Source organism: uncultured Megasphaera sp. (assembly GCF_900539295.1).
In the GTDB taxonomy this organism is placed as follows: Bacteria; Bacillota; Negativicutes; order Veillonellales; family Megasphaeraceae; genus Megasphaera.
Genome location: NZ_UQBH01000020.1, coordinates 12,981 through 39,653, shown reverse-complemented (window position 1 = coordinate 39,653; position 26,673 = coordinate 12,981). Strand labels below are relative to the sequence as shown.

Here is a 26,673-nt window from a genome sequence, read left to right as displayed (position 1 = left end):
TTGTCCGGCGTTTCATTCCCAAAGGAAGCGATTTAGCTAAGGTGTCGTCTAAAACTATTGCGATGATTGAACGCTGGATCAACGAACTGCCTCGAAAAATCTTTGCTTATGAGGATGCTGAATCTAAATTTCAGATTGAATTGTCTCGAGTGTCCTAATTGGTGTTGCAATTAACCCCAGAAAAAAATATCACGCTGTCAGAAAAAAAGTGTTGACAACAGCACCTCGCGTGACTATAATATAAGAGTACTTGCCACTATAGCTCAGCTGGCAGAGCATCTCATTCGTAATGAGAGGGTCGTAGGTTCAAATCCTATTAGTGGCTCCAACACTTAATTATAACCTTGCTATTCTCAATAGCAAGGTTATTTTTTTATGCAAAACAAGCATAATCAGGCTCTATCTACCCTAAAAATAATTTTTGTACGACGGCCCTATCGAGCTTACCACGACGAGTTGCTCTTCTATGTCGTCCGTAAGGCAGCGGATCGTCTTCGTCGTGACTCCCGTTGTCATCACGAAAAAAAGCCCGGAACGGGCTTTTTTTGTACATCAAAATATTCAGTGCCTTAAGTAAAAAATCTCGTCGAAGTAAATCTCTATGACGCGGCATTTTTATTAACCATCACAGGGTTCCATCCCAGGCTAGGTTTCGTCGTAATACATATCCCAGGCATCGTCGTAGGGACGAATATTCCCGGCATCTCACCGAATGTCTTCGAGGCTGTATGGCCCTCCTGATTTTCTGGCCTGCTGCCATGAAATCTAATCTATGACTATCTCCTGTAATTCTTCGTCAGAGACCTTCTTATAAGTTAGGATGATGAAACGTTCTACATCCATTACAGTAAGTCGACGCTGACTTTTATAACAACCTTTCGAACGGTCATCGTTTCTCCCGATGCGCAGGCAGGACGATGAACATCTTCCGGGAAGAAGATGCTGAAACAGCCCGGACGGGCTTCCACAAAGCCTTCATTTTCTACTTCTTTATAGAAAATTAAATCGCGATCATCATCCCGTTCTGCAACTGCATAGTTGCCGGTATCCGGCGTAAAACCGAGTTTTTCTTTCCCGGAAGCCAGGAATTGAACGTCGATATATTTTTCATGGACTTCCGGACGCTGTTTTTCAACGGGCTTCGTTTCTGTATCAAAAACTTGTGCATAGATGTCTTTTCCCTTGATTTCATAAACCCCTGGTTCCATGGTTGTAAAATCATGGCTTTTTAAATACTCAAGTGCCTCTTCAATGGCACTCGGAAAGACGATACTTCGGTTGTTGGCATAAAGAGATGAAAAAATCATAACATACCCCTCCAATAAAAAAAATAAGTTCTTGATCCATTTATAAGCTGCGACAGTTCATCGCATGAATCGCCAAAAATTTCTCGCCACTTGTATTTGTAAATTTATCTCAACCATTAGTATACCGAGATTCTCCCGTACTATCAATATGCAAACTTCTCATCCTCACCAACGTCCTAAGGATTCCCCCATACAGCTTTCACCGCAAATGCATGACGCAAAATAAGGATTAGCGACGACACTCATATTACGGGCATACAAAAACAGAGCAGACAAATTTGCCGGCTCTGTTTTATATCTGAAAAGGATAACGCCTTATGCCATATATTCGTTTTTTCTCGAAATGCCCGCTAATGAAGTGACTGTATTTTCCACCTCATAAAAGGCCCTTGTCACCGGTTATGAAGAGAAATCAACAGATCCTGTAGTTTCTTAACGTTTCCATCGTTCCCGGCAACCTTGTTTAACTGACAGCAAACCTTCAGATTCTTCCGAATAAACTCTGTTTCTGTCATTCGGTCTTTAAAGTATGCCTGATACATATACGATACGTTGCATACATTCGGTCTCGTCTCATAGATGGTGCATCGATTCGTTCTTTTATCGAGATATAGGCAGACGCCGTCTGCATCAGTTCTCGGAGCTAATTGCGGAACTTCTCCGGCATGGCGGCAGCATTCGCCGCACCGGATACAGGGGAAGGTCATCATTGCAGCAGCTGCCTTAATTCCACTAACCGATCTTTCGTCCCGCCGATAATCCGGAGAGCTCGTTCGTCGACAGCCCCGTCTTTGGTAATAATAGCAGCGCTGATAATCGGCGCAATGGCTTGGAAAACGGCCATGCCGGCGGCAACGGTGTGTTTAGAATTTTCCGAATAGTCCCGGTAGTCTGTTCCGTAATCCCGAATGACCGATTCTAATGACTCGGTCATAGATGCTAAGAGGACTCTCAAATTTTGAAGCATTGCCTCATACATATGGGCAACGTCGCGAATCTTATAGCAGGCATCTCTTACGGTCGCCAATTCTTCAGCGATTTCCCGGGCCTTGGCCAAATTGCTGCGGGCCTTGTCTAAGTTAGCTGACGCCTTGGCACTCAAGGTAAATCCCAAAACAGCCAGAGCCGGGCCTGCTACCAATCCGCCTAAGACCATAGTCCCGCCGGCAACGCCGAGTCCTCCGGCTGCCAGGGATCCGCCGCCTAAGAATGCTAAGGTCGCATTGGATGCAGCGGCCCCACTTAAACTGGCAATAGCCGTACCCGTTGACGCTGCGCCAAAAGTCATAGCGCCGCCATAGGCACCAAAAGCAGTTACGGCACCGGCTGCCGATCCTTTAAAGGCACCGGACGCCATAGAGAAGGAAAGGGTCTCCAATTCTTTCATTTTCAGATACTGCTCTTTGTTCCACTTCAATTGACCGCCAAGGTCTTCGGAAAAAGAGGCTTCCATGTGGTGAATCTGATTGAAGGCGTTCATAAACTGTGAAATCTCGTTCTGCAGTGTATCTATCCGGAGCTGTCCCAAGTTTTGGACAGATTCATTCGCTGCCTGGCGAGCCTTATCGGCATCGGATTGTGCGTTATCGTAAACTTTCTTTGCTTTCTCGTTTACATCTTTTGCTTCATCGTTCTTTTGTTTAGCACCAACGGCCTTTACCACACCGGTCACACCGGCAGCAACACCAAGGCCGAGTAAAATAGGGATAGGCATTCGTCTTACCTCCTTCATCAAAATTTAAATTTAAAGGGTTCCGGATCGTTCATCCGTCGGTCAAATTCTTCAAATGAATCAAAATTCGTCGTCCCGCCCAGTTTACGCGTAATCCGATTGGCCCCGGCAATAAAGCCGTCGATGTCGCCGATTCCCATGGCGTTTTGCATATCGGAAAAGGCCGCATCAAAGGTATTTCGATAGTCTGTAAGGTACATATCGGCTATACGGTTTATGTCTTGGCGGTATTGACGCATGGCCGCTATAGCTTCTTCACATTCACGCTCGATACGGATGCGTTCTTCCCTGGCAAGTTTAGCCTCCTTCAAGGCAGCCACCAATTCTCCATAGCAGGCACCGGCAACAGAATAGCCGACCATGCCGCCGATGAGGCCTCCGACGACGGGAATGGGAATCAGCATTTGCCCCGCCGCCGCATAAGCAGCCGAAGAGGACAAAGTAAAACCGTTCTTGCCCATCTCTTGGAGGCATTCCGTTCCTGTAATCTTACCGTTCATCCATTGCCAAACCGTATCCACTGACGTGACTGCCGTCGATACGACCATGGCCGGAAGATTTGTTTTTGACAACGACCGGACAAAGGATTGACTGGCGTTGCGCATAACAGAAATCGCCGCCGTACTGCCATAGGCCATGACATATCCGGAGACCGCTGCTTTTCCAGTCGTCAGGGCCGTATCGCAAAGAGCATCGGAAGGGCTTTTTTCTCCTCGCAGTACTGAAACGATATTTTGCAGGCCGCTGATGGTCCCGCCGATACCGGCACCGTATGCTGCAGCCGTGACACCTGCATCATGACTCAGGCGGTGAATATCTTTGGCTGTAGACAGGCGGGGATTCTTCCGCGCTTCGACGGCTTCTGACTGGGAGACGCGGGATTTTCTCAGATTTCTCCGGGTCCGTTTCAAATCGTCGATTTGAGCCTGTTTCTTTTGGGCGACATCCATCTTTCCTTGCCGTTTAGCGCCTTCAATCTGGCGCTTCAAATCAGCAACGCTGTTGTCGATTTCTTGGCAGACGCCATCGTAGAAATCAGATGGAACTTCCATGGCTGCATTGGCATCGCGATATTTTTTATATTTCCCGGACATGAGCTTATTCAGACATTCTTTCGGATTCTTTCCGACGAACTTCATCTGCGATCCCGATCCCGGTATTATATTACCATTGGCATCAATCTCTACATGGTCATATAAGGGGTCGTTTACACGGCCGATATCATCGGTCCGCACCTTTCGGGTCGGATCTTTGCCAAGGATTCGATCAGCGTTTTCCCGAGCCGTCTCCTTTACCTCTGCAGAAAAGCCTGCCTGCTGCTTGATATTCTGTTCCTTATACTGCGGATTTACTTTACTCTTGGAAATATCCTTTAATCCTCGTTTAAGGGCTCTTCCTGTTTCATGGTCAAAGCCTTCATAGGCCACGACGTGTTCCTTGCCGGCAGTACCGTGAAGGAGGATGTCTTCGGCCGTTTCGGCATTGGTAATCCCTGAAATGACGGCATCGATTCTTGATTTTTTAGTTTCTTCTTTTGACCGTCTATTCTTATTCATCCGTCTACCTCTTGGCTTTCCCAATCAGCGCGTAATAACCGCATTTACTTCCTCATAGATGCGCAGTATATCCTGAACCAACGTCGTCATCCGATCGGTATCAACGGGAGACACCCCCAAAAAGGAGGCTGCCTGCTCAATCAAAATTCGTTCATCGTCGGCGTATTCAAAGTCTGCAAAGGCAATACCCAACAGTTCAAACAGCATCATCTTCTTTTTGGGTAAGTCAAGGTTCTGTAATTTCGCGATTTCTGCCGCAAAGTCTACGACTTCAGCCTTTGTGATATCGGCCTCTACTTCCCTTTGATATAACTGAAACTTTTCTCTTTCGTCATCTTTGACTTCATGGTCGGCATACATCATCGTATAAGCTAAATTCAAAAAGACTGCCTGCTCTTCCTTGCTGAAGTTTCCCAGAAACATGGTAGTTACCTCCTTTTGGATTATCCCTATAAATAATATAAAGCCCCGTCCTTTCTTCTGAAGGGAAAAGACAAATCTGAAGTTCCACTTGCTTCAAAAAGGCGGCATAAAAAGAGCCGTCTTCACGAGTGAATACTGTTTATATTAATTATATCAGAAAACACGTCCGAGACCTAACCTTATCGTAGCACCGAGCATAAGGGAGCCGATAGGGAAAAGACTCTCTTCCAAAGGAAAGTAAACAAAAATCGCCTTCGCTGTAAACAGAAAAGTCGATTTTTAGTTTACTTTGAGTTTAAAATTTAGTTGAAACATCGAAAGGAATAATCGGCGTCGGATTTTCCACATGGTCTCCAATCATTTTTTCCATCCAAATGACATCATACCAACGGCCGAATTTATAGCCACTGTGATGAAAGTGGGCAATCTTGTCATAGCCTAATCGCTGATGAAAAGAAAAGCTGCCATTGGTCAAATACGGGTCCTCCGGATCCTTGGCAATGGCAATGCAGGTATTGATGTTAAGAATGCCCATGGCCTTCAGGGCCCGTTCCAGAGCTTCGTAAAGGATACGTCCGATTCCCGACTGGCGAGCAACTTTATCGATGTAAATCGTCGATTCGACAGACCAGGCATAGGCTTCCCGCCCATAAAACTCATGAGCATAGGCATAGCCGATGACAAGGCCGTCTTTTTCGGCCACCAAATAAGGATATTGGGCCAAAATGGTCTTTCTCCGTCTGTCCATTTCCGTCGTATCCGGAGCCTGATATTCAAAAGTAATTGCCGTTTCGTTTACATAATAGGCGTAAATTCGGGCCAGGGCTGGTGCATCATCTTCCCGAGCAATGCGAACAGAGATTGACTGACTACGCATCTTAAAGATCACATCCTTTCACTTCATGTGTTTACCTTAGCCTCAAGCGCAGATCTTTTCGTAGGACATCGGTCCCTTGAGGTAATGGTGAGGTAAAGTATAGCACAACCGGAATCGCCCGTCCATAAGCAACCTGAATCGCCGGCGCCGCCAAAAAGAATAAAAGAAGAGCCGTCTGACAGTGCAGATATTCCGCCTGTCAAACGGCTCCTGATCAAGACCGGTACTACGCAAAAAGCTTCTTCCACCACGGTCGATTATTTGTTTCCGTCAGCTCCTGACGCAGTCTGTCTCGTTCTGCCTCAACGGAAGACAATTTTTCCTGAAGCTGTTTCTGCTCCTCTTCAATGGCCCGGCCTTCTTCCTTCAGTCGGTCGACTTCACCTTGAAGGGCCGCGGCCTGATCCTTGTTTTGCTGGCCTTCCAGGGCCTTCACCTGTACTTCCGACAATTCATTCTGCTTGGCAATAAGGCTCTGCTGCAAGGTGATGACCTGCTGTTGTGCCGTATTGAGGTCCTGCTGGGTTTTGAGCAGTAAGATACGGAGATTATGGGACTCTTGCTGCGCATTGGACACCTTTTCGCTTTCCAGCTCGGTAATCGTCGCCTGGTCATGCAGCCCGCGCAATTGGTCCAAAATGCGTACGGCTTCCGTATCGAAGGACCATTCGCCCTTCTGTATCGTAGCATGTTCTTGCCCGTCGTGATTAATTTCATCTAAATGTTTTTTGACGAACTGAATAATCCCCTGACGGGTCTTGATATTATAGCGGTCCATTAAGTCTTTTGTTGTAATCACGTATCTTCTCTCCTCGCATTTACTACAGCCGTTTTTCGATTTACCAGGCTCTTTTTTTAAGAAATAAAGGGCTTAACCATGCCGGCCGGCACAATGAAAACGCATCTAAATTCCTTTCTTTTAGTTTACATCATTTCACCAAATAATGCAACTGCCCCTATCGAATTTATCATAAGTCAGACTTTCGCCAGGCTCGGACCACTTGCGACTGCCGAAGAAATTAAACGTGATTAAATGGAAAGTTGTACGAAATCCTGCCCAAAGCGCAGGTACTCTCCCTGCGGTAGTTTATAGGCACGAGAAATGGAAGTCCCATCGGTCGGAACGGTCGGCGTCGTTTCCCAGCCATAGGCTTTGGCATAAGATTCTGCCGTGTCGGCTGCGCCCAAGCCAGACTTATCAAATTTCAAATCACTGCCATCGTAAATCCGTATGCCGATGACGATGCCGGCTCGAAGGTAAACGTCCATATGGTGACTGCCGAATATAAGGCGTGACGTATCCTGATCAGGAACAGTGCTGTCAGCCTGTCCGTAAGCAGCTTCCAAGTCGGATTGGGTCATTCCCAAGTAAACGCCGCCAATCGATTCGTAGTGATCCCCGTTAATCGAACGTCTCAAGGGCGTCGTATCATCCATGATGAGGTATTGGTGAGACTTATGCCCCATTAAGTCCAGTGTCATAGCCCGATTCCCGGCCTGTTCACGAATGGTAAACGTTCCTTTACGAGGATAGCCGTCGGTGTAGTCTTCAATATCCGTAACGGCCGAACCGTTGATAGCGGCCCCCTCGACAGTCAGAACTAAATCGCCCTTAGTATTATACCAATCGCCGGCAGCCGGTGCCAGCCAATCGGCGACAGTCTGATTTGGCTGAGCCTGGGTTGTCGAGGCGACGGTCACCTGCGGTTCAGCCTCTGGAGCAGCCGCCTCTTCGGCAGCACAAATGGCCGATAAACTCATCGTCATCAGCGCACACAAAACCATGTTTTTTGCTATTTTTTTCATTCTTAATCGCTCCCCTTAGTTTACTTCCTGCAGTCCCTTATTATACGCTTCTTGCCATAGGAAAACAATAGTTCTCAACCGTGTTTATTCTTGTTTACAAAGCCGCTCCATTCCCGGCTTCCAAACTACGTAAACAACATGCAAGGAGGTGTACGACAGCCCGCCGCCAAAATCACACTCAATCGGTCAACTTTCCATTGACATAAAGAGGCACATCTTTTATAATAAGTAAATTGCAGTCTATCTTGTAGTCAGGAACGAAAGAGGAGCAATTAATGAATATACTGGATTTGATCTTAATCGCCATCGGCTTGTCGATGGATGCTTTTGCCGTATCCATCTGTAAGGGCTTATCCCTTCGCAACGTCAAATGGCATCATATGATTATTGTCGGTTTATGGTTTGGTGGATTTCAGGCCTTGATGCCCTCCATCGGCTATATTTTAGGCAGCTTTTTTATTGAATTAATCGATGCCTACGACCATTGGGTCACCTTCATTCTCCTGAGTGCCATTGGCCTTAATATGATTAAAGAGTCTCGGGAAGCCAGCGGCAGCTGCAGCCCGTCTCTTCAACCCTATACGATGCTGATGCTGGCCATTGCAACAAGCATCGATGCCTTAGCTGTCGGTGTCACCTTCGCTTTCATGAACATACAGCTCATTCCCTCGGTGACCATCATCGGGGTTACGACCTTTCTCCTCTCGGCCATCGGTATAAAGGCCGGCGGGCTGTTCGGCAACCATTATAAGAGCAAAGCCGAACTCGTCGGCGGCATTGTCCTCATCCTCATCGGCTTGAAGATTCTCCTCCAAGGACTGGGTCTCTTATAACCAAGGCCTTATGTAAAGGCTTTATTTTCCAATCGCACTCCAAAAGCGCAGCAATGATAATCGTTGCTGCGCTTTTTTGTCCTTATTGTTAACTATATTTATAATTTTATGATTGACAATAAGAATGTGACCTCGTATAATCATAAATATCGTGAACCAAATCACAAATAACTTTGGTTTACAATTATACTTAAAGGAGTGGTTTCATGTCTTCATCAGCCTTGTCTGCACGCCGCTGTACTACGCGGGACTTGGTTCTATTCGCCTTATTTACAGCTTTGATTGCCATCGGTGCCTTTATCCGCATCCCCGTGCCCTTCTGTCCCTTTACCCTGCAATTATTGTTCACTACCCTGGCCGGGGCCATCTTGGGCGGCCGCCGCGGCGCCGCTTCCGTCGGCGTCTATGTCCTCCTGGGCTTAGTCGGAGTCCCTGTTTTTACATCAGGCGGCGGCCCGTCTTACATCTTCCAGCCGACTTTCGGCTATCTCCTGGGCTTCATCGGCGGAGCCGGATTGACGGGATATTTAGCTCACCAAAGTGCCCACCCGTCCTTGAAAGATCTCCTCATGGCTAATTTTGCCGGTCTGATCGTCATTTACACCGCCGGTATGGCCTACTTAACCATGATAAACAACCTCTATCTGGGAACACCCATCAGCTTGTGGACCCTATTCGTTTACTGTTTCTTACTGCCCATTCCGGGAGACATCTTCTTGTGCATCGTCGCTGCCTTTCTGACCCGTCAAATCCAGCGAAGCCTGCCGCGTTAGAAAGGAGTTAATTCACCATGAGTAAAGGATTATTTATTACCGGGACCGGTACGGATATCGGCAAAACCTATGTAACGGCCCTCTTAGTCAAGACCCTGCGTCAACACGGCTACGACGTCGGCTACTATAAAGCTGCCATCAGCGGTGCCCCGACCGTCGCCGACAGTGACGCCGGCTTTGTCAACCGGACGGCAGCCATCGGAGAAGATCCGGACCTGCTCTTGTCCTATCTCTACAGCCATGCCGTATCCCCCCATTTAGCCGCCCGTTGGGAAGGCCGCCCCATTGAAAAGGAAGTCATTCTCCACGACTGGCAAAAAGTAACGACCCGCTATCCCTACGTCACCGTCGAAGGCAGCGGAGGCATCATCTGTCCCCTTCGCGATGATGAACAGGCCTTTTTCCAGTTAGAAGACGTCATTCATTGGCTGGACCTGCCGTCGCTCATCATCTGTCCCGCCGGTCTCGGTACGATCAACGGCGCCGTCTTAACGGCATTTTATATGAAAGCAAAACAACTCCCCGTTCAAGGTTTCATCGTTAATCACTACACGGGGAGCCCCATGGAAAAAGACAATATCCGCATGATTGAAAAACTAAGTCAAAAACCGGTATTAGCCGTCGTCGCCGATAACGACGAGATCATCGATGCCGATGCCGGCCAATTGATTCAGTTATACCAATGAGGAGGACGTTTACATGAATTTACTTGAAACCGATTTAAAATATATCTGGCACCCGGCCCAACAGATGAAGGATGCCGAAGTCTTTCCGCCCGTCGTCATCGACCATGGAAAAGGCTGCTATCTCTACGACACCAACGGCAAAGAATATATCGATATCATCAGTTCCTGGTGGTGCAATCTCTTAGGCCATGCCAACGAAGAAATCAACGACGCCATTAAAGACCAACTCGATAAACTGGAACACGTCATATTTGCCAACTTTTCCCATCGCCCGGCCATCGAACTGTGCCAAACACTCCAGCCGCTGCTGCCCAAGGGGCTGACTCATTTTAACTTTACCGACAACGGGTCTTCGTCCGTCGAATGTGCCTTGAAGATGGCTTTCCAATACCAGTACCAACAAGGTCATCCGAAGCGTCAGCGCTTCATGTGCCTGTCCGAATCCTATCATGGCGAAACGATCGGTGCCTTGTCCGTCGGCAGTATGGATCTCTACGCTCAAATGTATAAGCCCATGATGATGCACAACATCCACTTCGACGGTCTCGACTGCTACCGCTGTCCCTACGGCAAAACTCGTGAAAACTGCGACTGTGAATGCTTCATCGGCGCAGAAAAAGCCTTCGCCGCTTACGGAAAGGAAACGGCAGCCCTCATTGTCGAACCGATTCTGCAGGGAGCTGCCGGCATGAGAATCTATCCGCCGGAATATTTACGGCGCCTGCGTCACCTCTGCGACCAGTACGGAGTCCTCCTCATCGACGACGAAGTCGCTGCCGGTTTCGGCCGAACGGGGAAGATGTTTGCCATCGAACACGCCGGCATCAGTCCCGATATCCTCTGTACGTCTAAGGGCCTCACCGGCGGCTACCTGCCCATGTCACTGACGATTACGACCGATGCCGTTTACCAGGCTTTTTACGGCGATTTCAACACCCATAAGGCCTTCGTTCACAGCCATACCTACGCCGGCAATCCCTTGGCATGCCGGGCAGCCCTGGCCGTCCTGAAAATCATGGAACGCGATGACATCCTAAAAAAAGCTGCCGAGAAAAGCATCTACCTTCATGAAAAGTTAGATGCTGCTCTCGGCAGCCATCACAACGTCGGCGAAATCCGCCACATCGGTCTGATCAACGCTATTGAATTAGTAGAGGACAAAGAAAGTAAACGCCCGTTCAATCCGGAAAAACGAACGGGATGGCACATTTTCCGCAAAGCCATGGATCTTGGTCTGGTCCTGCGTCCCATTGGCGACATCCTCTATTTTAATCCGCCACTGACCATTGAAAAAGAGACCATGGACGAAGCGGTTCGACGCTGCTGTGAAGCCGTTCACGCCGTACTGGGTGACGATTAAGCCGTCAGGGCAGCGTCTAAAGCAGCTTTGACGTGAGCTTTAATTTCGTCGTAAGACTGGCCCGGCTGTGCTTCATACAGCTTTTCCGTGCCGATGAACATGGACGGTACATAGTAATAGGAGTGCCCCTTTACAGCTTCAGGATTTTCCGTTTCTTCATACCAGTCAACGGTAACCTTGCGGTATTCCGGATTTTCTTCAATCAGTTCAGCAAGAGCTTCTTTAGCACCTTTGCAGTACGGGCAGCTATGTAAGTAAAAGGCAGTAATATTTTTCAAGATAATCCGCTCCTTTCAGGAAAATAATCAAAGATCGTGAGAATGATGGTGGCCTTCATGATGACCATGGTGACCGCCTTCGTGTCCATGATGGCCGCAGGACGGGTTGGGGTTAAACTCCAAGGTGCCGGCCAACAAGGCTTTGACGGCTTCATCGGCACTGCCGGAGACGCCGCCATACAGTTGAATGGAAGCATCGGCCAAGGCCTTTCTGGCACCGTCGCCGATTCCGCCGGCAATGACCGTCGTGACACCGAGAGACGTCAAGAAGGAGGCCAGCGCACCGTGACCTTGTCCTTCCGTATCGACGATACGAGCTTCAACCAGACGGCCGTCTTCGACATCATACAGTTTAAATTGTGATGAATGGCCGAAATGTTGGTAAACATCACCATGTTCATAGGTAACAGCTATCTTCATCATATCAGATTCTCCTTAAATACGCTATAACTTGACAAAGTTTTTATATTTTCATTTTCAACATATGTCATCAATCTTTTCTAAAGTATATGACATATGTCAGTATTTGTCAATAAAAACAAGGGGCTGTGAAGAACGGTTAACTCCATTCTTCACAGCCCCTTTTTCCTTAGCCGCGGGAAATGACGACGGTCGGCGTTTTATTTCCTTTTACAGAGTACATGTTATAGACGTAGTCCGGTGTTAAACTCCCCTTTAGATGAAACAGGGCATAGGCGTCAGCGGCATTTACATACACGACGTCACTCTTTACATAGCCCGGTGCAATACCATACGGGCTGGTCAAGATTCCCTGCTGAGGATTCCAGCGCAAATCCAAATCGAGGGCCGTCGCAACGGTCACTGACGGCAGATAGATTTGATCATTTTTTCCGAGAGCTCGTTTAGACAATTTCGTTCCGTTTACAACTAAATCATAGGCTTTGGCCACATAGGTCACGTTGCCGTCAGAACGATTAATTTTATCTGAAATTTCCTTAAATTCGGCAAAGTCTTCTACACCATAACCGGCCAAAGCTTTTTTAACCTGGGCCACGCTCAAGGCCTGCCAGCCGTAGCCGTCGGGATAGACGTAGTAGGATACGGCGTGATCCGGGCTGACATCGATGACCAAGCGGTCATAGTATACCGTGACCGGCGTTCCGATCGATACGTACCGATACAGGTCTTCTACATCGGCTTCCTTCATGCGGATGCAGCCGTTGGAGACGTAGCCGCCGATGGAGCCGGGATTGTTCGTCCCGTGAATGCCGTAATTGCCGTGAAAACCAATCCAGCGATAGCCGATAGGGTTATCCGGCCCAGCCGGGATTTGAATGCTCGTATCATCCGGGTCAATCCAAGTCGGATTCACTTCTTTATTTTGTACTGCATAAAAACCGGTCGGCGTCGGTGTCGACGTCCTGCCGACGCCTACGGGATACATCTTGATTTTTGTATCGCCTTCATAAAGGGTCAAGATGCGGCTGGCTATGTTGACGCCGATTTTTTTCTCCGTCGATTTTTTTGCAGCCTTTTCAGTCTTTTGTTGAGTTTCGGCTGCAGCCTTGTTTACCGCCGGTTGAACAGACTTATCTTCATCCTGCGGTGCAGCGGCAGGCTTTATTTCAACCTTAACTGCAAAAGGAGCCGGTGCTGTTTTGAGTTCCTCTGCATTTGCCCAAGCCGCCCCTGTGGTCAATGCGACGGCACAGGTCAGGGCTACCATTTTTTTCAGCAAAAAAAATCCCTCACTTTCAAGTAATATCAATTTACTTTCATTTACAGCTATTTAATTATCATCCATGCCATCTCCTTGACCGAAGCCGTTCAGTATCAGGTTAAGGACGACGGCCGTCATGCTTCCCAGAGTAATCCCGCTGTGGAGAACGATATTGGCCCAAGACGGGAAACTGTGGAAGAAGTTCGGAGCTGTCAGGGTAATCATGCTGACACCGATGCTGACAGCAACGATCATCAAGTTATACGTTCCGTCAAATTCGACCTTGCTCAAGGCACGGATACCACTGGCAATGACCATGCCGAACATGGCCACGCCGGCTCCGCCTAAAACGGAATTCGGGATCGACGCTACGACGGCAGCCATCTTGGGAAAGAGGCCCAGAGCAATAAGAATGATGCCCGATGCAGCGACGACGAAACGGCTCTTTACGCGGGTAACGGCAATCAAGCCGACGTTTTGGGCAAAGGCCGTATAGGGGAAGCTGTTCAAAATACCGCCGATGACCGTCGACAAACCGTCAGCCCGAAGGCAGCGGGACAAGCGGTCACGTCCGATAGGAGTGCCTACGATCGACCCGATAGCGATGCAGTCGCCCGTCGTTTCTACCATAGTGACGATCATGACGACCATCATCGATAAGATGGAGCCGATGTCAAAGGTCGGAAGGCCGAAGGAAAATGGAGTAACCAAGCCAAACCAAGAAGCGTTGCCGACTTCCGAAAAATCGGTCTGCCCTAAAGCCATGGCGATAATCGTGCCGCCAATGAGTCCCAAGAGGACGGAGACATTGCTCAAAAAGCCTTTGCCGCCGCGATAAATGGCGATGATAATAACTAAAGTAATGAAAGCGAGGAATAAATTCATCGGCGAGGCAAAATCAGGAGATTTAGGATTGCCGCCGCCCATCCAGTTTACGGCTACCGGAAGCAGGGTAATCCCGATGATGGTAATGATCGTCCCGGTGACGACGGGCGGGAAAAACCGAATGAACCGGCTAAAAAAGGGCGCAATCAGGAAGGTAAACAAACCGGCAATGATGATGGCCCCATAAATCGCCGTAATGCCGTGTTCAGCCCCGATAAGGATCATCGGCGTGACCGAGGCAAAGGTAACGCCTTGAATCATGGGAATGCGGGCCCCGACTTTCCAAAAGCCCAGGGTCTGAATCAAGGTCGCAATCCCGCAGGAAAACAAATCGGCATTGATCAGGTGGACCAATTCCATCGGCGACAGGTGCAAGGCCTGGGCCACAATGATAGGTACGGCAACGGCACCGGCATACATCGCCAGGACGTGCTGCAGCCCATAAGCAAACAGTTGGCCAGTCGGCAGCATTTCGTCGACGGGATGAATCTGTGCGGTTCGTTCTTCATTCATTTGTAAAAGTCACCTCATGTTCAGAATAAGCACCATCGCGAGCCGGTCTTCGGCCGTAATCGGCGATGTCGTATGAAAAATAATAGCAATGACTTCATTATACCATCGCCGCCAAAAAATCAAAGCTCATCATTATATTTTACCTGTTCTTTACATATTCTTTTCAAAACGCTGATACAACCCTTATATAATGTTTTGCATGTCTGTATAGGAGGAATAAACATGTTCAGTATCAGCAATAAACACGAAGAATTCTTCGACTATCTCATAGCCAACGCCGAAAACTTCCACCGCGGCGCCGTAATTGCCAACGAAGTTATGCAGGATGTTTCCACCATTTCTCTTCATTTAAAAGAAATCGTAAAATTGGAACATGCCTCATCCAAAACGAACCAAGACATCATCTTCAAGTTATCCCGAGTCTTCATCACGCCCATTGACCGCGAAGATTTCTATAAATTAACGTGCCAGCTTGAAGACAGCATCGATTCGCTCCAAGGTGCGTTGATGCGCACCAGCATGTACCACGTCACAGAAGCTCCGGCAGCGGCTATCGCCATTACCGAACAGCTGATCTTCATGGGCGAAGAATTGAATAAGATTTTCTCCTTCTTAAAAGATATCGATAAAAATCAAGCGAACCTCATGCGCCATGCCGAACGGTTAAATCGATTGGAATCGGAAATAGACCATATTTACCGCCAAGAAATTTCACGCCTGTTCAGCGGCGAAGAAAAAGACCTGCTCAATGTCATCCGCTGGAAAGACATCCTGGGAACGTTGGAAGAAGCATCGGACAACGTCGAAACCCTGGCAAATACCATCAAAGAGGTGACCATGAAGTATGCTTGATACGTCGCTCATCATTATGGTCGTCATCTTGGCCCTCGTCTTCGACTTTATAAACGGCTTCCATGATACAGCCAACGCCATTGCCACCTGTGTATCGACGCGGGCGATTCGCCCCGGCGTAGCCATCGTCGGCACTGCCATTTTAAACTTCCTCGGTGCCATGATTTCTACGGGCGTCGCCAAAACCATCGGCGGCGACATCGTCGTCTCGCCGACCTTAGTCAATGAAATGATCATCATTGCCGGACTCGTAGGCGCCATTATCTGGAACCTCCTGACCTGGTGGGTGGGAATGCCATCCAGCTCGTCTCACGCCCTCATCGGCGGCATGATCGGTGCCATCATCGTCTCGGCCGGCGTGGCCGCCCTCAACGGCTTCGGGATTTTAAAAATCGTCTTATCCCTCATCATCTCGCCTATCTCGGCCATCATTACGGGCTTCATCATCATGAAGATCATCTTCATAATATGCCACTCCTTTAAACCGGCCAAAGTAAACTTAGTTGCCAACCGGCTGCAAGTCGTTTCGGCAGCTCTGATGGCCTTTTCCCACGGCTCCAACGACGCCCAGAAATCCATGGGTATCATTACCCTGGCCCTGGTCTCCGGCGGTTTCATCACCAGCCTTGAAGTACCGGACCTGGTAAAATTTCTCTGCGCCCTGGCCATGGCCTTGGGGACCAGTGTCGGCGGCTGGAAAATCATCCGTACCGTCGGCGGCAAGATTTTTAAGATGCACCCCGTCCACGGTTTTGCCGCTGACTTAAACTCAGCTGTCGTCATCTTTTCGGCAACCTTGCTTCACCTGCCCGTTTCGACAACCCACGTCGTATCCGGCTCCATCATGGGTGTAGGATCGGCCCAGCGCGTCAAAGCCGTCCATTGGAGCGTTGCCCGCCAGATGGTCACGGCCTGGGTCATGACCATCCCCTGCACGGCTGTCATGGGGGCCTTATCCTACTTCATCCTGCAGCACCTTTTCTTTTAAACGCGTTTATCGTCCTTATTTTATGACTTGAATCAGGTCCTGTACCTCCCGTTCGATTTTTCCCCGATGGGGGTTGGCATACAGGGCCGGCATTCCTCCCGTATGGAGAAGGATGACCTGGCGTCCCAACTTGATTTTCTTTTCCTTGATCATGGACAAGACGCCGGCAAACATCTTTCCCGTATAGCAGGGATCGAGCAGGATGCCTTCGTGGCGAGCCATGGTATAAATGGCTTCGCGAATCCTCGGTTCCGGTTCATTGTAACCTTTTCCGATATATCCTGTTTCGACGTGGAAATCACCATCAAAATTAAATCCGTATTCTTCTTTGGCCTGCGTAAAGTAGGCCTTTAATTTTTCCATATCGAAGGGCATGACGGCAATGCCGACTAGTTTTAAATCCGATTCGATCGATTTAAGCCCGCAGTACAAGCCGAGATAGGTGCCCATACTGCCGACGGGGACGTAGACTGTAGCCCCGCTGATCTGCTGGTCCTTTGCCTGAGCATCGAGTTCACGAGCGCAGTCCATATAACCGAGAAGGCCCGTCGTATCGCTGCCGCCCATGGGGATGAAGTAAACTTGTTCACCTTTCTTTACTTCAGCTTCGATGACCTTCTTGACCGTTTCTTCGAGCTGTACGTCGTGGTCTCGCCCGTCATCGCGCTTTAAGACGACGCGGGCGCCGAAGATACCGTCTAAGAACAAGTTTCCGCTCAGTTCACCGTCCGTGTCACCGACGGCGACGATGATGCAGTGCAGGCCGAATTTAGCGGCTACGGCAGCCGTCAATCGGCCGTGATTGGTCTGTGGGGCTCCGACGGTAACGATAGTCGTCGCCTGGGTATTCAAGGCTTCTATCATTAAATACTCTAATTTGCGCAGCTTGTTGCCGCCGCCTCCCAAGGGAGTTAAATCGTCGCGTTTAATGTATATTTCGCGGAATAACTCCTGCGACAAGCCGGACAAATACTGGAGCGGCGTCGGCGCAGTGTCTAAAAGGGAAAGTTTCGGTTTTATCGGTTTCATTGGGGATGTACCTCCTTTTGTTTTCTCCATCCTATCATATTTTAAAGGAGAAGAAAAGGAACCTCCCCCTACCAGGCAGCCGCCGCTCCATCAGCTCGCGGCTCCGTTCCGCCGGCCAGTGTTCCTTCCTCATTTCGCCAAATAATTTGGCCTCGGCCATAGGTCTGGATATCCTTTTTAACGACGATATCATGTCCCCGCGCGCGCAGGCCATCGATGATGTCCTGCCCTATTTCCGGCTCGACCTCAATGGTCTTTCCGCCGACCCACTGCCAGCGAGGTGCATCGAGGGCAGCCTGGGGATTGAGATGATAGTCGATGGTATTCAGGAGCACTTGAAGCTGTCCCTGAGGCTGCATGAAAGCGCCCATGACGCCGAAGGGACCGACGGCCTTCCCGTCTTTCGTCAAGAAGCCGGGAATAATCGTGTGGTATGATTTTTTTCTCGGCCCCAGGCAGTTGTCGCTGGCCTCATCCATAGAAAAATTATGGCCCCTGTCGTTGAGCGAAATCCCCCGTCCGGGAATGACGATGCCTGATCCGAAACCGTTGTAGTTGCTCTGAATAAAGGAAACCATGTTGCCGTCCCCATCGGCAGCAGATAAGTAAACGGTTCCGCCGGAGTTTACATTGATCGGTTCCGGCAGCAGAGCCCGTTCACCGATTTCCTGTCTCCGCGCCTCAGCATACGAGTCAGACAACCAATCAACGACCTCGGTCTTCATGAACCGCGGATCGGCAATATATTTTTTCCCGTCGACAAAGGCCAATTTCATGGCTTCAATCTGACGGTGAATCGATTCGACATCGCCTCGTTTATCGAAGGTAAACCCCTTTACGATATTGAGGGCCATGAGGACGACCAGTCCGTGGCCGTTAGGCGGTATTTCCCAGACATCGTAGCCCCGATAATCGGTGCGTATCGGCTCTACCCATTGAGGGCGATACTCGGCTAAGTCATCAGCGTCCAAGAGGCCGCCCGTCTCTTTCGACCAGCGGACAATGTCACGGGCCAGTTCACCGTCATAGAGCGACCGGCAGTGACTGTCCCGCAGGAGTTCCAAGGACACTGCAAGATCCGGCAGAGTCAGGATATCCCCGGCCTCAGGAGCCCTGCCATGGGGGAAAAAGATATCAAATAAAGGCTGGAAAAGAGGGTCCTCCCGATACGGTTGAAAAGCCCGGGCACTGTCGGCCATCATGGCAGCCATATTGGGCATGACGGCATAGCCCTCCCGGGCGTAGGCAATGGCCGGTTCAAACAAATCAGTAAACGGAAGTTTACCAAAGCGGCGATGAACTTCGTCCCACGCCGCCGGCGCACCGGGCACCATAACCGGATACCAGCCGCGAAGAGGCATTTCCTTATAACCTTCATCAACTAAGCGCTTCCGAGTCAAGGCTGCCGGCGACCAACCGCTGCCATTGATGCCGTATAACTGCCCGTCCATCCAGATGAGGGCAAAGGCATCGCTTCCCAAGCCGTTGCTGGTCGGTTCCAAAACCGTCAGGCAAATGGCCGTAGCCAAGGCGGCATCGACGACATTTCCGCCTTTTTTCAGCATATCGAGACCTGCCTGGGCAGCCAGATGCTGGGATGTGCAGACCATGCCGCGGCGGCCGTAAACGACCTCTCGATGAGAGGCGCAAGGGTAAACAGCACCATCAAACTTCATAAAGCCTTACTTCCTTTCAAAAGAACACAAACGTAAACAATATCCTCTTGAAAGAGTTCGACAAAATTCAAACAAATCCTTGTCCGCACCTTCCCGAACAGTACTTTTCTCGCTATAATAGTAGTTGCATGATTCATTTCGAGAAGAATTTACAGTGTAAGGAGTAGAAGCAAGTTGAAACGGTGTATGTTAATCATTAACCCTACGGCAGGGCGTGAGAGAGCAAAATACCACAAGGAAAATTTAAGACGCCAATTGGAAAATATGTTTGACGACGTAGAATTACGGGAAACAGAGAAGGCCGGCGACGCGACCCTATGGGCTAAAGAAGCGGCCCTTATCGGATTCGACGCCGTCTTTTCCATGGGCGGAGACGGAACCTTAAACGAAACGATCAACGGCTTGGCTCAGGCCAATAAACCGATCGACTTCGGATTCATCCCCCTGGGTACGATCAACGATCTGGCCCGGGCCTTAAATATCCCCCTCCACCCGGAAGTAGCCATTGACATGCTGCCCCGCTGCAAGACCGTCAAAGTCGATATAGCCAAGGCCAACGACCGCTATTTCATCAATACCATTGCGACGGGAATCATGCCCGAAGCCGTCGGACACGTATCGATTGAACAGAAGACTCGCCTCGGCCCCCTGGCTTATTTTCTCACGGGCATCCGCGCCATGCAGGCCCACGAGACGTCTTTATTTAAAATCACGACTTCGGAAGGGACCTCTATCTACCGCTCGCCCCTCATCGTCGCCATGCTGACCAATTCCGTCGGCAGTTTTCGCAATCTGGCCCCTCAGGCGCGAGTCGACGACGGTAAGCTTTGGTTGGGAATCTTCAAGGACTTCAACTATTTAGACCTGATCAAAGTCATTCCGGAATTCTTATCCGGTCAGCCTCTGACGTCGGAATTGATGACCTTGAAAGCCTTGGACGAGGTACGCATCGAACTCGTCGGCGACCAGCCCCTTTCCACCAATATGGACGGAGATTCGGGCCCGTCCTTCCCCCTCGACATCAAGGTTCTTCCCTCATTCTTATCGGTCTATGTACCTGAATAAACAATCATAAAAGGAGTTTACATGTTTCTAAAAGGAAATTTTCTCTATACCCCATCACAAACAGAATTCATCATCCTTGAAAATCAATATATCCACGTAGAAGACGGAAAGGTCTTGGGCTTTTCCCAAGACCTGCCGGACCATGCCGATCCGTCATCCGTCGTCGATTACGGCGGCGACATCATCATCCCGTCTTTTACCGACCTCCATATCCATGCACCGCAGTACATCAACCGCGGCCTGGGCTTTGACGAAGAACTTCTGCCCTGGCTGGAAAACTATACCTTTCCTACGGAAGGCCGTTTTTCCGATACGGCCTTTGCCGGCCGAGTTTACCGTGCCTTCCTCGCTCGTTTAAAAGCCGAAGGAACCTTGTGTTTTTCCGCCTTTGCCACCATTCATAAGGATGCCACATGGCAGCTCATGAAAGCTGCCGAAGCCATGGGGTTAAAAGGCTTCGTCGGCAAGGTAAACATGGACCGGAACAGCCCGGACTATCTGAAGGAAGATACGGACCGCTCCCTGGCCGATACGGAAGAGCTCGTCCTCCGCAGCCGCGAAGAGCTGCACCGTATTCGCTTCATCGCAACGCCGCGATTTGTCCCGTCGACGACGGAAAAGTTAATGACCGGCCTGAGCCGGATTTGCGAAAAATACGACCTCCCCGTCCAGTCTCACTTGTCGGAAAACCGCAATGAAGTCGCCTGGGTCAAAGAGCTCCACCCGGACCTTCCGTCGTACACCGCCGTTTACTACGCCTTCGGCCTCCTGAGGCCCCATAAAACCTTGATGGCCCATGCCATCTACCTTTCTGATGAAGAAAAGAGTTTACTTAAAGAAAAAGACGTTTACTTGACCCACTGTGCCCAGTCCAATGCCAATCTGACCAGCGGCATCATGCCTCTGCGGGAAAATCTGGCTAAAGGGTTGCGCTGCACCATTGCCAGCGACGTCGCTGCCGGCCATACACCGGCCATGAACAAGCAAATCGCCTTGACCATCGAAATTTCAAAGCTCTATTCCCTGAATCATCCGTCAGAAAAAGCCCTCACCATCGGCGAAGGCTTGTACTTGGCCACGAAAGGGCCCGGTCAATTCTATGGAAATATCGGCAGTTTCGAAAAGGGCTATGATTTCGATGCCTTAGTCATCCATATGGACGACGATATCGAAGGACTGGAACGGACGCCTTTTGAAAAGCTGCAGCAATTCATTTACGACGGCGATGACCGAAATATCATTGCCCGCTATGTAAACGGAAAGCAAATTTAAGATTACAACAAAAAAAGACTGTCGCTGAGCGACAGTCTTTTTCGTGTATTATTCAGCCGTGTACGGCAAGAGTGCGATAGCACGTGCGCGTTTGATAGCAACAGTCAGTTTGCGCTGATGTTTAGCGCAAACGCCGGAAATACGGCGCGGCAAGATTTTACCGCGTTCTGTTGTGAAACGGCGAAGCTTTGCAGTATCTTTGTAATCGATCAGTTCAGCATGATCAACGCAGAAGCTGCATACTTTTCTTCTCGGTTTTCTCGAGCGATCTCTTCTCATGTATAGTTTCCTCCTTCAAGAATCAGAAGGGGCGTGTCTGACCTTTTAGAATGGGATTTCTTCATCCGTGCTGGAGCCCATGCTGTCAAAGCCGGCGCCGGCAGCAGCCGGTTTCGGCTGCGATACATTGGCAGGCTGTGCCGGAGCAGCAGCTTGCTGATGATCTGATCCCATTGTCTGGGCAACAAAGTCGCAGACAACTTCCGTGCGATAGCGTTTCTGGCCATCCTGTCCGTCATAGGAACGAACAGAGATACGGCCCTGAACGAAGACACGGCTTCCTTTTGTCAGGTTGTTGCCACAGTTTTCCGCCAAATTACCCCAAGCAACACAAGGAATAAAATCAGTTAATTCCCGCGGTTCTGAACTGCCGGTCGGAACGTACGACCGCGTGCAGGCAACGGTAAACATAGCGACAGCTCGTCCGGTCTTCGTAAAACGGATTTCCGGGTCTCGAGCCAAATTCCCTAATAATTGTACTGAGTTCATACCTTTGCGCCTCCGGTTATTCGTCGATCTTGACGATCAAGTGTTTCAGAATAGTATCGTGGATTTTGATGACACGGTCGATTTCTTTGATGACTTCAGGTTCGCCTTCAAAGTTAATCAAAACGTAGTAGCCATCAGCCTGTTTCTTAACAGGGTATGCCAGATGGCGTTTCCCCCAACGATCTACCTTTTCGATACTGCAGCCGTTCTTGGTAAGAAGGTTCGATACCAATTCAACGATGGGATCTACTTCAGCTTCTTCGACCGGTCGTGCAATAAACATGACTTCGTACTTGTTCACGAAATCACCTCCTCTTTTGGACATATGACCCTTCCCGCAGAAGGGTTAGGAGCTTGACACGAATCAAGCTTTTTAATTATATCACAGGCCCTTGAAGAATGCAAGAAAAAAGACAGTCTTTCTGCCGCAAAAAGCAGGAAAGACTGTCTTCATTTACTTTGTTTTATTTAAAGTAGTTTACACCGGACGTGAAGATCGGCTGGAGTTTATTGCCGTCAATATTCTTAAAGATATCGTCGGCGCTGAACCGTTCCGTATGTGCCATCTTGCCGAGGACTCGGCCGTCGGGGCTGGTAATGCCTTCAACAGCCAGGACCGACTGGTTCGGATTGTATTCGCTGTCATAGGAAGCCTTGCCGGACAAGTCGACGTACTGCGTCGCAATCTGACCTTTGGCGGCCAGTTCACGAATCTGTTCCGGCGTCGCAATAAAGCGGCCTTCACCGTGAGAAATAGCAACGGTATGGATGTCACCGGCCTTGCAGCTGCTGAACCAGGGGCTCATGACCGAAACGACTTTCGTGTCGACCATGCGGGACAGGTGGCGGCCGATGGAGTTATAGGTCAAGGTCGGGCTGTCGGCCTTCAAGGGCTGAATCTTGCCATAGGGCAGGAGGCCGAGTTTAATCAGGGCCTGGAAGCCATTGCAGATGCCGAGGGCTAAGCCGTCACGCTGATACAAGAGGCTGTCCAAAGCTTCGGACAAGACGGGGTTGCGGAACAAGGTGGCAATGAATTTGCCCGAACCTTCCGGTTCGTCGCCGGCACTGAAGCCGCCGGGGAACATGATGATTTGCGCCTTGGCGATGCGTTTAGCCATTTCATCAATGGATTCCGCCAAATCCTGAGGCGTATTGTTGCGCAGGACCATGACGTCCGTCGTTGCACCGGCCCGTTCAAAAGCAGCAGCCGAATCGTATTCGCAGTTCGTTCCCGGGCAGACGGGGATGAATACCTTCGGTGCGCCAAAGGACTCGCTGCGGCGAGGGCCATAGGTGGTAAACAAGGGCAGTTCAGCGTCACCTTGTCCATCCTTATCTTTGATCGGGAAAATCTGATTCAGCGGTTGTTCCCAAGCCTTTTGAAGATCACTTAAGGCAATCGTTACGCCATCGACAACCATGTTGTCCGCATCAGTCGTCTTGCCGACCAAGCTGACCTGAGCGCGTTTACTCCATTCAGCAGCCGTCGCACTGTCGGTTTCAACCAAGAGTGCGCCGTAGCGAAGGTTAAACAGTTCCTGCACATCAAAGGCCGAGTCTACGGCAAAGCCGATTCGATTGCCAAAGGCCATCTGAGCGACAGCAGCTGCAATACCGCCCTGACCGACGGCATGCATGGCTTTGACCTTACCGTCGACGACGGCTTGATGGAGGAAATCACAATGCTGTTTAAAGGTATCAAAGTCCGGCATCCCTTCGCCGTTACGCGGCAAATCGAAGAGGAGGACGGCATCGTCGGCAGCCTTAAATTCCGGCGATACGATATGATCGGTATGTTCCGGAGCAATGGCGAAAGAAACCAGAGTCGGCGGAACTGTCAGGTGTTCAAAGGTACCGCTCATGCTATCCTTACCGCCGATGGCGGCAACTTCCATGACCTGCTGAGCGACAAAAGCACCGAGAAGGGCGCTGACCGGCTGGCCCCAGGCCGTTTCATTCTGTCCCAGGCTCTGGAAGAATTCTTGCATCGTGAGGTACACTTTCTTGCGGTCGCCGCCGAGGGCAACGAGCTTGGCAATGGACTGGATGACGGCATAGAGAGCGCCGTGGAAGGGGCTCCAAATGGCAAGGTCCGGATCGTAGCCGTGGGTAAAGATGCTGGCCGTCGTCGTGTTTCCTTTTTCCACAGGAATCTTGGCAACCATACCTTCAACCGGCGTCTTTTGATATTTGCCGCCGAAAGGCATGAGGACCGTACGAGCGCCGATAGTGCTGTCAAAACGTTCGGCCAGGCCTTGTTCCGAAGCGATATTCAAAGTTCCCATCGTGTCGAGCCAGGTCTTAGCGACGTCTTTTACAGCCGGGGCCTTGAAGAAATCCTTGTCTTCCGGTGCCGTGACCAGTGCTTTACGGCGCTGAGTAACGCCGTTAGTATCGAGGAAGGCGCGGGTGATATTGACGACGTTCTGATTGCGCCAATGCATGACCAGCCGCTTGGTATCGGTAGCCACGGCGACAATCGTCGCTTCCAGATTTTCTTCGGCAGCATATTTCATAAATTTATCGACATTTTCCGGGGCCACGACAACGGCCATTCGTTCCTGAGATTCAGAAATAGCCAATTCCGTTCCGTCGAGGCCTTCGTATTTCTTAGGGACTTTATCGAGGTTGATGTCGAGGCCGTCAGTCAATTCGCCGATAGCGACGGAAACGCCGCCGGCACCAAAGTCATTGCAGCGTTTGATAAGCGTCGTTACTTCCTGGCGGCGGAACATGCGCTGGATTTTCCGTTCGGTCAGGGCGTTCCCTTTCTGAACTTCAGCACCGCACGTTTCCAAGGATTCAACGGTGTGCTTCTTCGAAGAGCCCGTAGCACCGCCGCAGCCGTCACGGCCGGTCTTGCCGCCGAGGAGGATGATGATATCGCCGGGAAGGGGTTCTTCACGGACGACGTTCTTACGAGGTGCCGCACCGAGGACAGCGCCGATTTCCATTCGTTTAGCGACGAAGCCCGGATTGTAGTATTCTTTGACTTCACCCGTTGCCAGGCCGATCTGGTTGCCGTAGGAGCTGTAGCCCTTGGCAGCGCCTGTCGTCAATTTGCGCTGCGGCAGTTTGCCGACCAGCGTATCCTGCACGGACTGGCGGGGATCACCGGCGCCGGTTACGCGCATGGCCTGATAGACATAGGAGCGGCCGCTCAAGGGGTCGCGAATACAACCGCCCAAGCAGGTCGCAGCACCGCCGAACGGTTCGATTTCAGTCGGGTGGTTATGGGTTTCGTTTTTAAATAAGAGGAGCCATTCTTCTTCGACGCCATCGACGTCGACGGGAATGATGATCGTGCAGGCATTGATTTCTTCCGATTCATCGAGGTTATCGAGTTTACCGGCCGCTTTCAGTTCTTTGACGGCGATGGTTGCCATATCCATGAGGGTTTGAGGTTTCTGGCGGTTCAGGTTTTCCCGCGTCGTCTTATAGGATTCATAAGCCCGCTGTATAGGAGCCGTAAAGGTTCCTTTTTCAAATGAAACATCAGTGAGTTCGGTCATGAACGTCGTGTGACGGCAGTGGTCCGACCAGTAGGTATCGATGACTCGGATTTCGGTAATCGTCGGATTCCGTTTTTCTTCGTCGCGGAAGTACGTCTGGACGAACTTCAAATCGTCGAAGCTCATGGCCAGGCCCATCTGCGCCGAAAGGTCGGTCAAGGCCACATCGTCCATGGAGATAAAGCCTTCGACAGTAGGGACGTCAGCCGGTTTTTCCCAAGCCAATTCTAACGATTCAGCCGGTTCCAACGAAGCTTCACGAGCTTCGACGGGGTTGATGCAGTAGTGCTTGACCGCATCGATATCTTCGGCCGATAAGCTGCCGGACAGGACGATCACCTGTGCCGTCCGAACGAGGCTGTCATTTTTCATGGTCAGCATCTGCAGACATTGAACAGCCGAATCCGCACGCTGGTCGTATTGGCCGGGAAGGTATTCGACGGCCAGGACCGTATCGCCTTCCTTCGTTGGCAGTGTATCATAAACGGCATCGACAGGCGGTTCCGAGAAAATCATATTTTTAGCCGCTTCGAAAGCCGCATCATCGAGACCGGATACGTCGTAGCGGTGGAAAATGTGAATATCAGTTAACCCTTTTATCAACAGGTTTTCCTGTAAATCAGTGAGTAATCGCTTTGCCTCATCAGCAAAAATACCTTTCTTGGCAACATACAAACGTCGGATAGACTGCATGTCATAACCTCCCTCAAAGATAGATACTTATCATTAGACATCCCTAGTATACCCGTTTTAAATCCATAAGTAAACTTAGAATTTGGTTGACTTGCCTATGAAATC

At 50.0% G+C, this 26,673-nt stretch carries 26 protein-coding genes, 1 tRNA gene and 1 pseudogene; 10 read left to right on the top strand and 18 right to left on the bottom strand.

The features are described from left to right. Together QZQ46_RS07605 and QZQ46_RS07600 are read left to right on the top strand one after the other, a co-directional pair. Positions 1 to 158 (top strand): annotated as a pseudogene (locus QZQ46_RS07605) (IS30 family transposase); the annotation flags it as partial. A 94-nt stretch (positions 159 to 252) separates the two neighbouring features. Then, positions 253 to 328: transfer RNA gene (locus QZQ46_RS07600), tRNA-Thr, on the top strand. 514 nt (positions 329 to 842) lie between these two features. Here QZQ46_RS07600 and QZQ46_RS07595 read toward each other — a convergent pair. The 8 genes from QZQ46_RS07595 to QZQ46_RS07565 all read right to left on the bottom strand — a co-directional run bounded on the left by QZQ46_RS07595 (position 843) and on the right by QZQ46_RS07565 (position 7,701). Then, on the bottom strand, positions 843 to 1,307 hold the full coding sequence (locus QZQ46_RS07595; protein ID WP_296828522.1) for a YhcH/YjgK/YiaL family protein: 465 nt from the start codon (positions 1,305 to 1,307) through the stop codon (positions 843 to 845). Positions 1,308 to 1,699: 392 nt separating this feature from the next. Beyond that, on the bottom strand, positions 1,700 to 2,014 hold the full coding sequence (locus QZQ46_RS10590) for a YkgJ family cysteine cluster protein (protein WP_366135394.1): 315 nt from the start codon (positions 2,012 to 2,014) through the stop codon (positions 1,700 to 1,702). Next, positions 2,014 to 3,021: a hypothetical protein gene (locus tag QZQ46_RS07590; RefSeq protein ID WP_296828520.1), complete on the bottom strand. Its 1,008-nt coding sequence runs from the start codon at positions 3,019 to 3,021 to the stop codon at positions 2,014 to 2,016. Before QZQ46_RS07590 ends, QZQ46_RS10590 begins: the two co-directional genes overlap by 1 nt. A 17-nt stretch (positions 3,022 to 3,038) precedes the next feature. Continuing rightward, positions 3,039 to 4,595 carry a hypothetical protein gene (locus tag QZQ46_RS07585; RefSeq protein ID WP_296828518.1) on the bottom strand — a complete coding sequence of 519 codons (1,557 nt, stop codon included), beginning with the start codon at positions 4,593 to 4,595 and terminating at the stop codon, positions 3,039 to 3,041. 24 nt (positions 4,596 to 4,619) lie between these two features. Continuing rightward, positions 4,620 to 5,018 carry a TerB family tellurite resistance protein gene (locus QZQ46_RS07580; protein WP_296828516.1) on the bottom strand — a complete coding sequence of 133 codons (399 nt, stop codon included), beginning with the start codon at positions 5,016 to 5,018 and terminating at the stop codon, positions 4,620 to 4,622. A 295-nt stretch (positions 5,019 to 5,313) separates the two neighbouring features. Beyond that, complete coding sequence (locus QZQ46_RS07575) at positions 5,314 to 5,895, bottom strand: GNAT family N-acetyltransferase (protein ID WP_296828513.1); 582 nt, start codon at positions 5,893 to 5,895, stop codon at positions 5,314 to 5,316. A gap of 226 nt (positions 5,896 to 6,121) precedes the next feature. After that, positions 6,122 to 6,694: a kinesin gene (locus QZQ46_RS07570; RefSeq protein ID WP_296828511.1), complete on the bottom strand. Its 573-nt coding sequence runs from the start codon at positions 6,692 to 6,694 to the stop codon at positions 6,122 to 6,124. A 230-nt stretch (positions 6,695 to 6,924) separates the two neighbouring features. Continuing rightward, positions 6,925 to 7,701 carry a hypothetical protein gene (locus QZQ46_RS07565; protein ID WP_296828509.1) on the bottom strand — a complete coding sequence of 259 codons (777 nt, stop codon included), beginning with the start codon at positions 7,699 to 7,701 and terminating at the stop codon, positions 6,925 to 6,927. Positions 7,702 to 7,976: 275 nt separating this feature from the next. Between QZQ46_RS07565 and QZQ46_RS07560 the strand changes: the two genes are divergently transcribed. The 4 genes from QZQ46_RS07560 (at position 7,977) to bioA (ending at position 11,353) form a co-directional block, all read left to right on the top strand. Further along, entirely contained in the window at positions 7,977 to 8,534 is a 558-nt protein-coding gene (locus tag QZQ46_RS07560) for a manganese efflux pump MntP family protein (RefSeq protein ID WP_296828507.1), read from the top strand. Between the two features lie 206 nt (positions 8,535 to 8,740). Continuing rightward, positions 8,741 to 9,307, top strand: a complete 567-nt coding sequence (locus QZQ46_RS07555) for a biotin transporter BioY (protein WP_292279922.1) — start codon at positions 8,741 to 8,743, stop codon at positions 9,305 to 9,307. A gap of 17 nt (positions 9,308 to 9,324) precedes the next feature. Continuing rightward, the gene (bioD, locus tag QZQ46_RS07550; protein ID WP_296828505.1) at positions 9,325 to 9,993 is read left to right on the top strand and encodes a dethiobiotin synthase; all 669 of its coding nucleotides are present in this window, start codon (positions 9,325 to 9,327) and stop codon (positions 9,991 to 9,993) included. 13 nt (positions 9,994 to 10,006) lie between these two features. Then, positions 10,007 to 11,353 (top strand): adenosylmethionine--8-amino-7-oxononanoate transaminase, encoded by a 1,347-nt coding sequence (gene bioA, locus QZQ46_RS07545; RefSeq protein ID WP_296828503.1) that lies wholly within the window; start codon positions 10,007 to 10,009, stop codon positions 11,351 to 11,353. Here bioA and QZQ46_RS07540 read toward each other — a convergent pair. The 4 genes from QZQ46_RS07540 to QZQ46_RS07525 all read right to left on the bottom strand — a co-directional run bounded on the left by QZQ46_RS07540 (position 11,350) and on the right by QZQ46_RS07525 (position 14,710). After that, positions 11,350 to 11,631: a glutaredoxin gene (locus tag QZQ46_RS07540; protein ID WP_044503346.1), complete on the bottom strand. Its 282-nt coding sequence runs from the start codon at positions 11,629 to 11,631 to the stop codon at positions 11,350 to 11,352. The genes bioA and QZQ46_RS07540 overlap by 4 nt on opposite strands. Positions 11,632 to 11,658: 27 nt before the next feature. Next, entirely contained in the window at positions 11,659 to 12,054 is a 396-nt protein-coding gene (locus tag QZQ46_RS07535; protein ID WP_296828501.1) for a NifB/NifX family molybdenum-iron cluster-binding protein, read from the bottom strand. Positions 12,055 to 12,220: 166 nt separating this feature from the next. Continuing rightward, positions 12,221 to 13,330, bottom strand: a complete 1,110-nt coding sequence (locus QZQ46_RS07530) for a L,D-transpeptidase family protein (RefSeq protein WP_296828499.1) — start codon at positions 13,328 to 13,330, stop codon at positions 12,221 to 12,223. A 51-nt stretch (positions 13,331 to 13,381) separates the two neighbouring features. After that, positions 13,382 to 14,710: a nucleobase:cation symporter-2 family protein gene (locus QZQ46_RS07525; RefSeq protein WP_296828496.1), complete on the bottom strand. Its 1,329-nt coding sequence runs from the start codon at positions 14,708 to 14,710 to the stop codon at positions 13,382 to 13,384. Between the two features lie 222 nt (positions 14,711 to 14,932). Here QZQ46_RS07525 and QZQ46_RS07520 point away from each other — a divergent pair, with 222 nt between their 5' ends. Together QZQ46_RS07520 and QZQ46_RS07515 are read left to right on the top strand one after the other, a co-directional pair. Further along, positions 14,933 to 15,562 carry a DUF47 domain-containing protein gene (locus QZQ46_RS07520; RefSeq protein ID WP_296828495.1) on the top strand — a complete coding sequence of 210 codons (630 nt, stop codon included), beginning with the start codon at positions 14,933 to 14,935 and terminating at the stop codon, positions 15,560 to 15,562. Beyond that, positions 15,555 to 16,550, top strand: coding sequence for an inorganic phosphate transporter (locus QZQ46_RS07515; RefSeq protein WP_296828493.1), 996 nt, complete (start codon positions 15,555 to 15,557; stop codon positions 16,548 to 16,550). The genes QZQ46_RS07520 and QZQ46_RS07515 overlap by 8 nt, the downstream gene beginning before the upstream one ends. A gap of 15 nt (positions 16,551 to 16,565) precedes the next feature. Here the strand turns inward: QZQ46_RS07515 and QZQ46_RS07510 are convergent, their stop codons facing one another. Together QZQ46_RS07510 and QZQ46_RS07505 are read right to left on the bottom strand one after the other, a co-directional pair. Further along, on the bottom strand, positions 16,566 to 17,579 hold the full coding sequence (locus tag QZQ46_RS07510) for a 1-aminocyclopropane-1-carboxylate deaminase/D-cysteine desulfhydrase (RefSeq protein WP_296828491.1): 1,014 nt from the start codon (positions 17,577 to 17,579) through the stop codon (positions 16,566 to 16,568). A gap of 68 nt (positions 17,580 to 17,647) precedes the next feature. Beyond that, positions 17,648 to 19,255, bottom strand: coding sequence for a gamma-glutamyltransferase family protein (locus QZQ46_RS07505; protein WP_296828489.1), 1,608 nt, complete (start codon positions 19,253 to 19,255; stop codon positions 17,648 to 17,650). Positions 19,256 to 19,441: 186 nt separating this feature from the next. Between QZQ46_RS07505 and QZQ46_RS07500 the strand changes: the two genes are divergently transcribed. Further along, positions 19,442 to 20,320 (top strand): diacylglycerol kinase family protein, encoded by an 879-nt coding sequence (locus tag QZQ46_RS07500; RefSeq protein ID WP_296828525.1) that lies wholly within the window; start codon positions 19,442 to 19,444, stop codon positions 20,318 to 20,320. A gap of 21 nt (positions 20,321 to 20,341) precedes the next feature. Further along, the gene (locus QZQ46_RS07495) at positions 20,342 to 21,592 is read left to right on the top strand and encodes an amidohydrolase family protein (RefSeq protein WP_296828487.1); all 1,251 of its coding nucleotides are present in this window, start codon (positions 20,342 to 20,344) and stop codon (positions 21,590 to 21,592) included. A gap of 48 nt (positions 21,593 to 21,640) precedes the next feature. Here QZQ46_RS07495 and rpsR read toward each other — a convergent pair whose 3' ends face one another. The 4 genes from rpsR to QZQ46_RS07475 all read right to left on the bottom strand — a co-directional run bounded on the left by rpsR (position 21,641) and on the right by QZQ46_RS07475 (position 26,568). After that, positions 21,641 to 21,871, bottom strand: a complete 231-nt coding sequence (gene rpsR / locus QZQ46_RS07490) for a 30S ribosomal protein S18 (protein WP_044503354.1) — start codon at positions 21,869 to 21,871, stop codon at positions 21,641 to 21,643. A gap of 45 nt (positions 21,872 to 21,916) precedes the next feature. Continuing rightward, the gene (locus tag QZQ46_RS07485; RefSeq protein WP_062411743.1) at positions 21,917 to 22,360 is read right to left on the bottom strand and encodes a single-stranded DNA-binding protein; all 444 of its coding nucleotides are present in this window, start codon (positions 22,358 to 22,360) and stop codon (positions 21,917 to 21,919) included. A 16-nt stretch (positions 22,361 to 22,376) separates the two neighbouring features. Then, positions 22,377 to 22,661 (bottom strand): 30S ribosomal protein S6, encoded by a 285-nt coding sequence (gene rpsF, locus QZQ46_RS07480; RefSeq protein WP_044503356.1) that lies wholly within the window; start codon positions 22,659 to 22,661, stop codon positions 22,377 to 22,379. 163 nt (positions 22,662 to 22,824) lie between these two features. Then, on the bottom strand, positions 22,825 to 26,568 hold the full coding sequence (locus QZQ46_RS07475) for a phosphoribosylformylglycinamidine synthase (protein ID WP_296828484.1): 3,744 nt from the start codon (positions 26,566 to 26,568) through the stop codon (positions 22,825 to 22,827). Between the last annotated feature and the right edge of the window lie 105 nt (positions 26,569 to 26,673).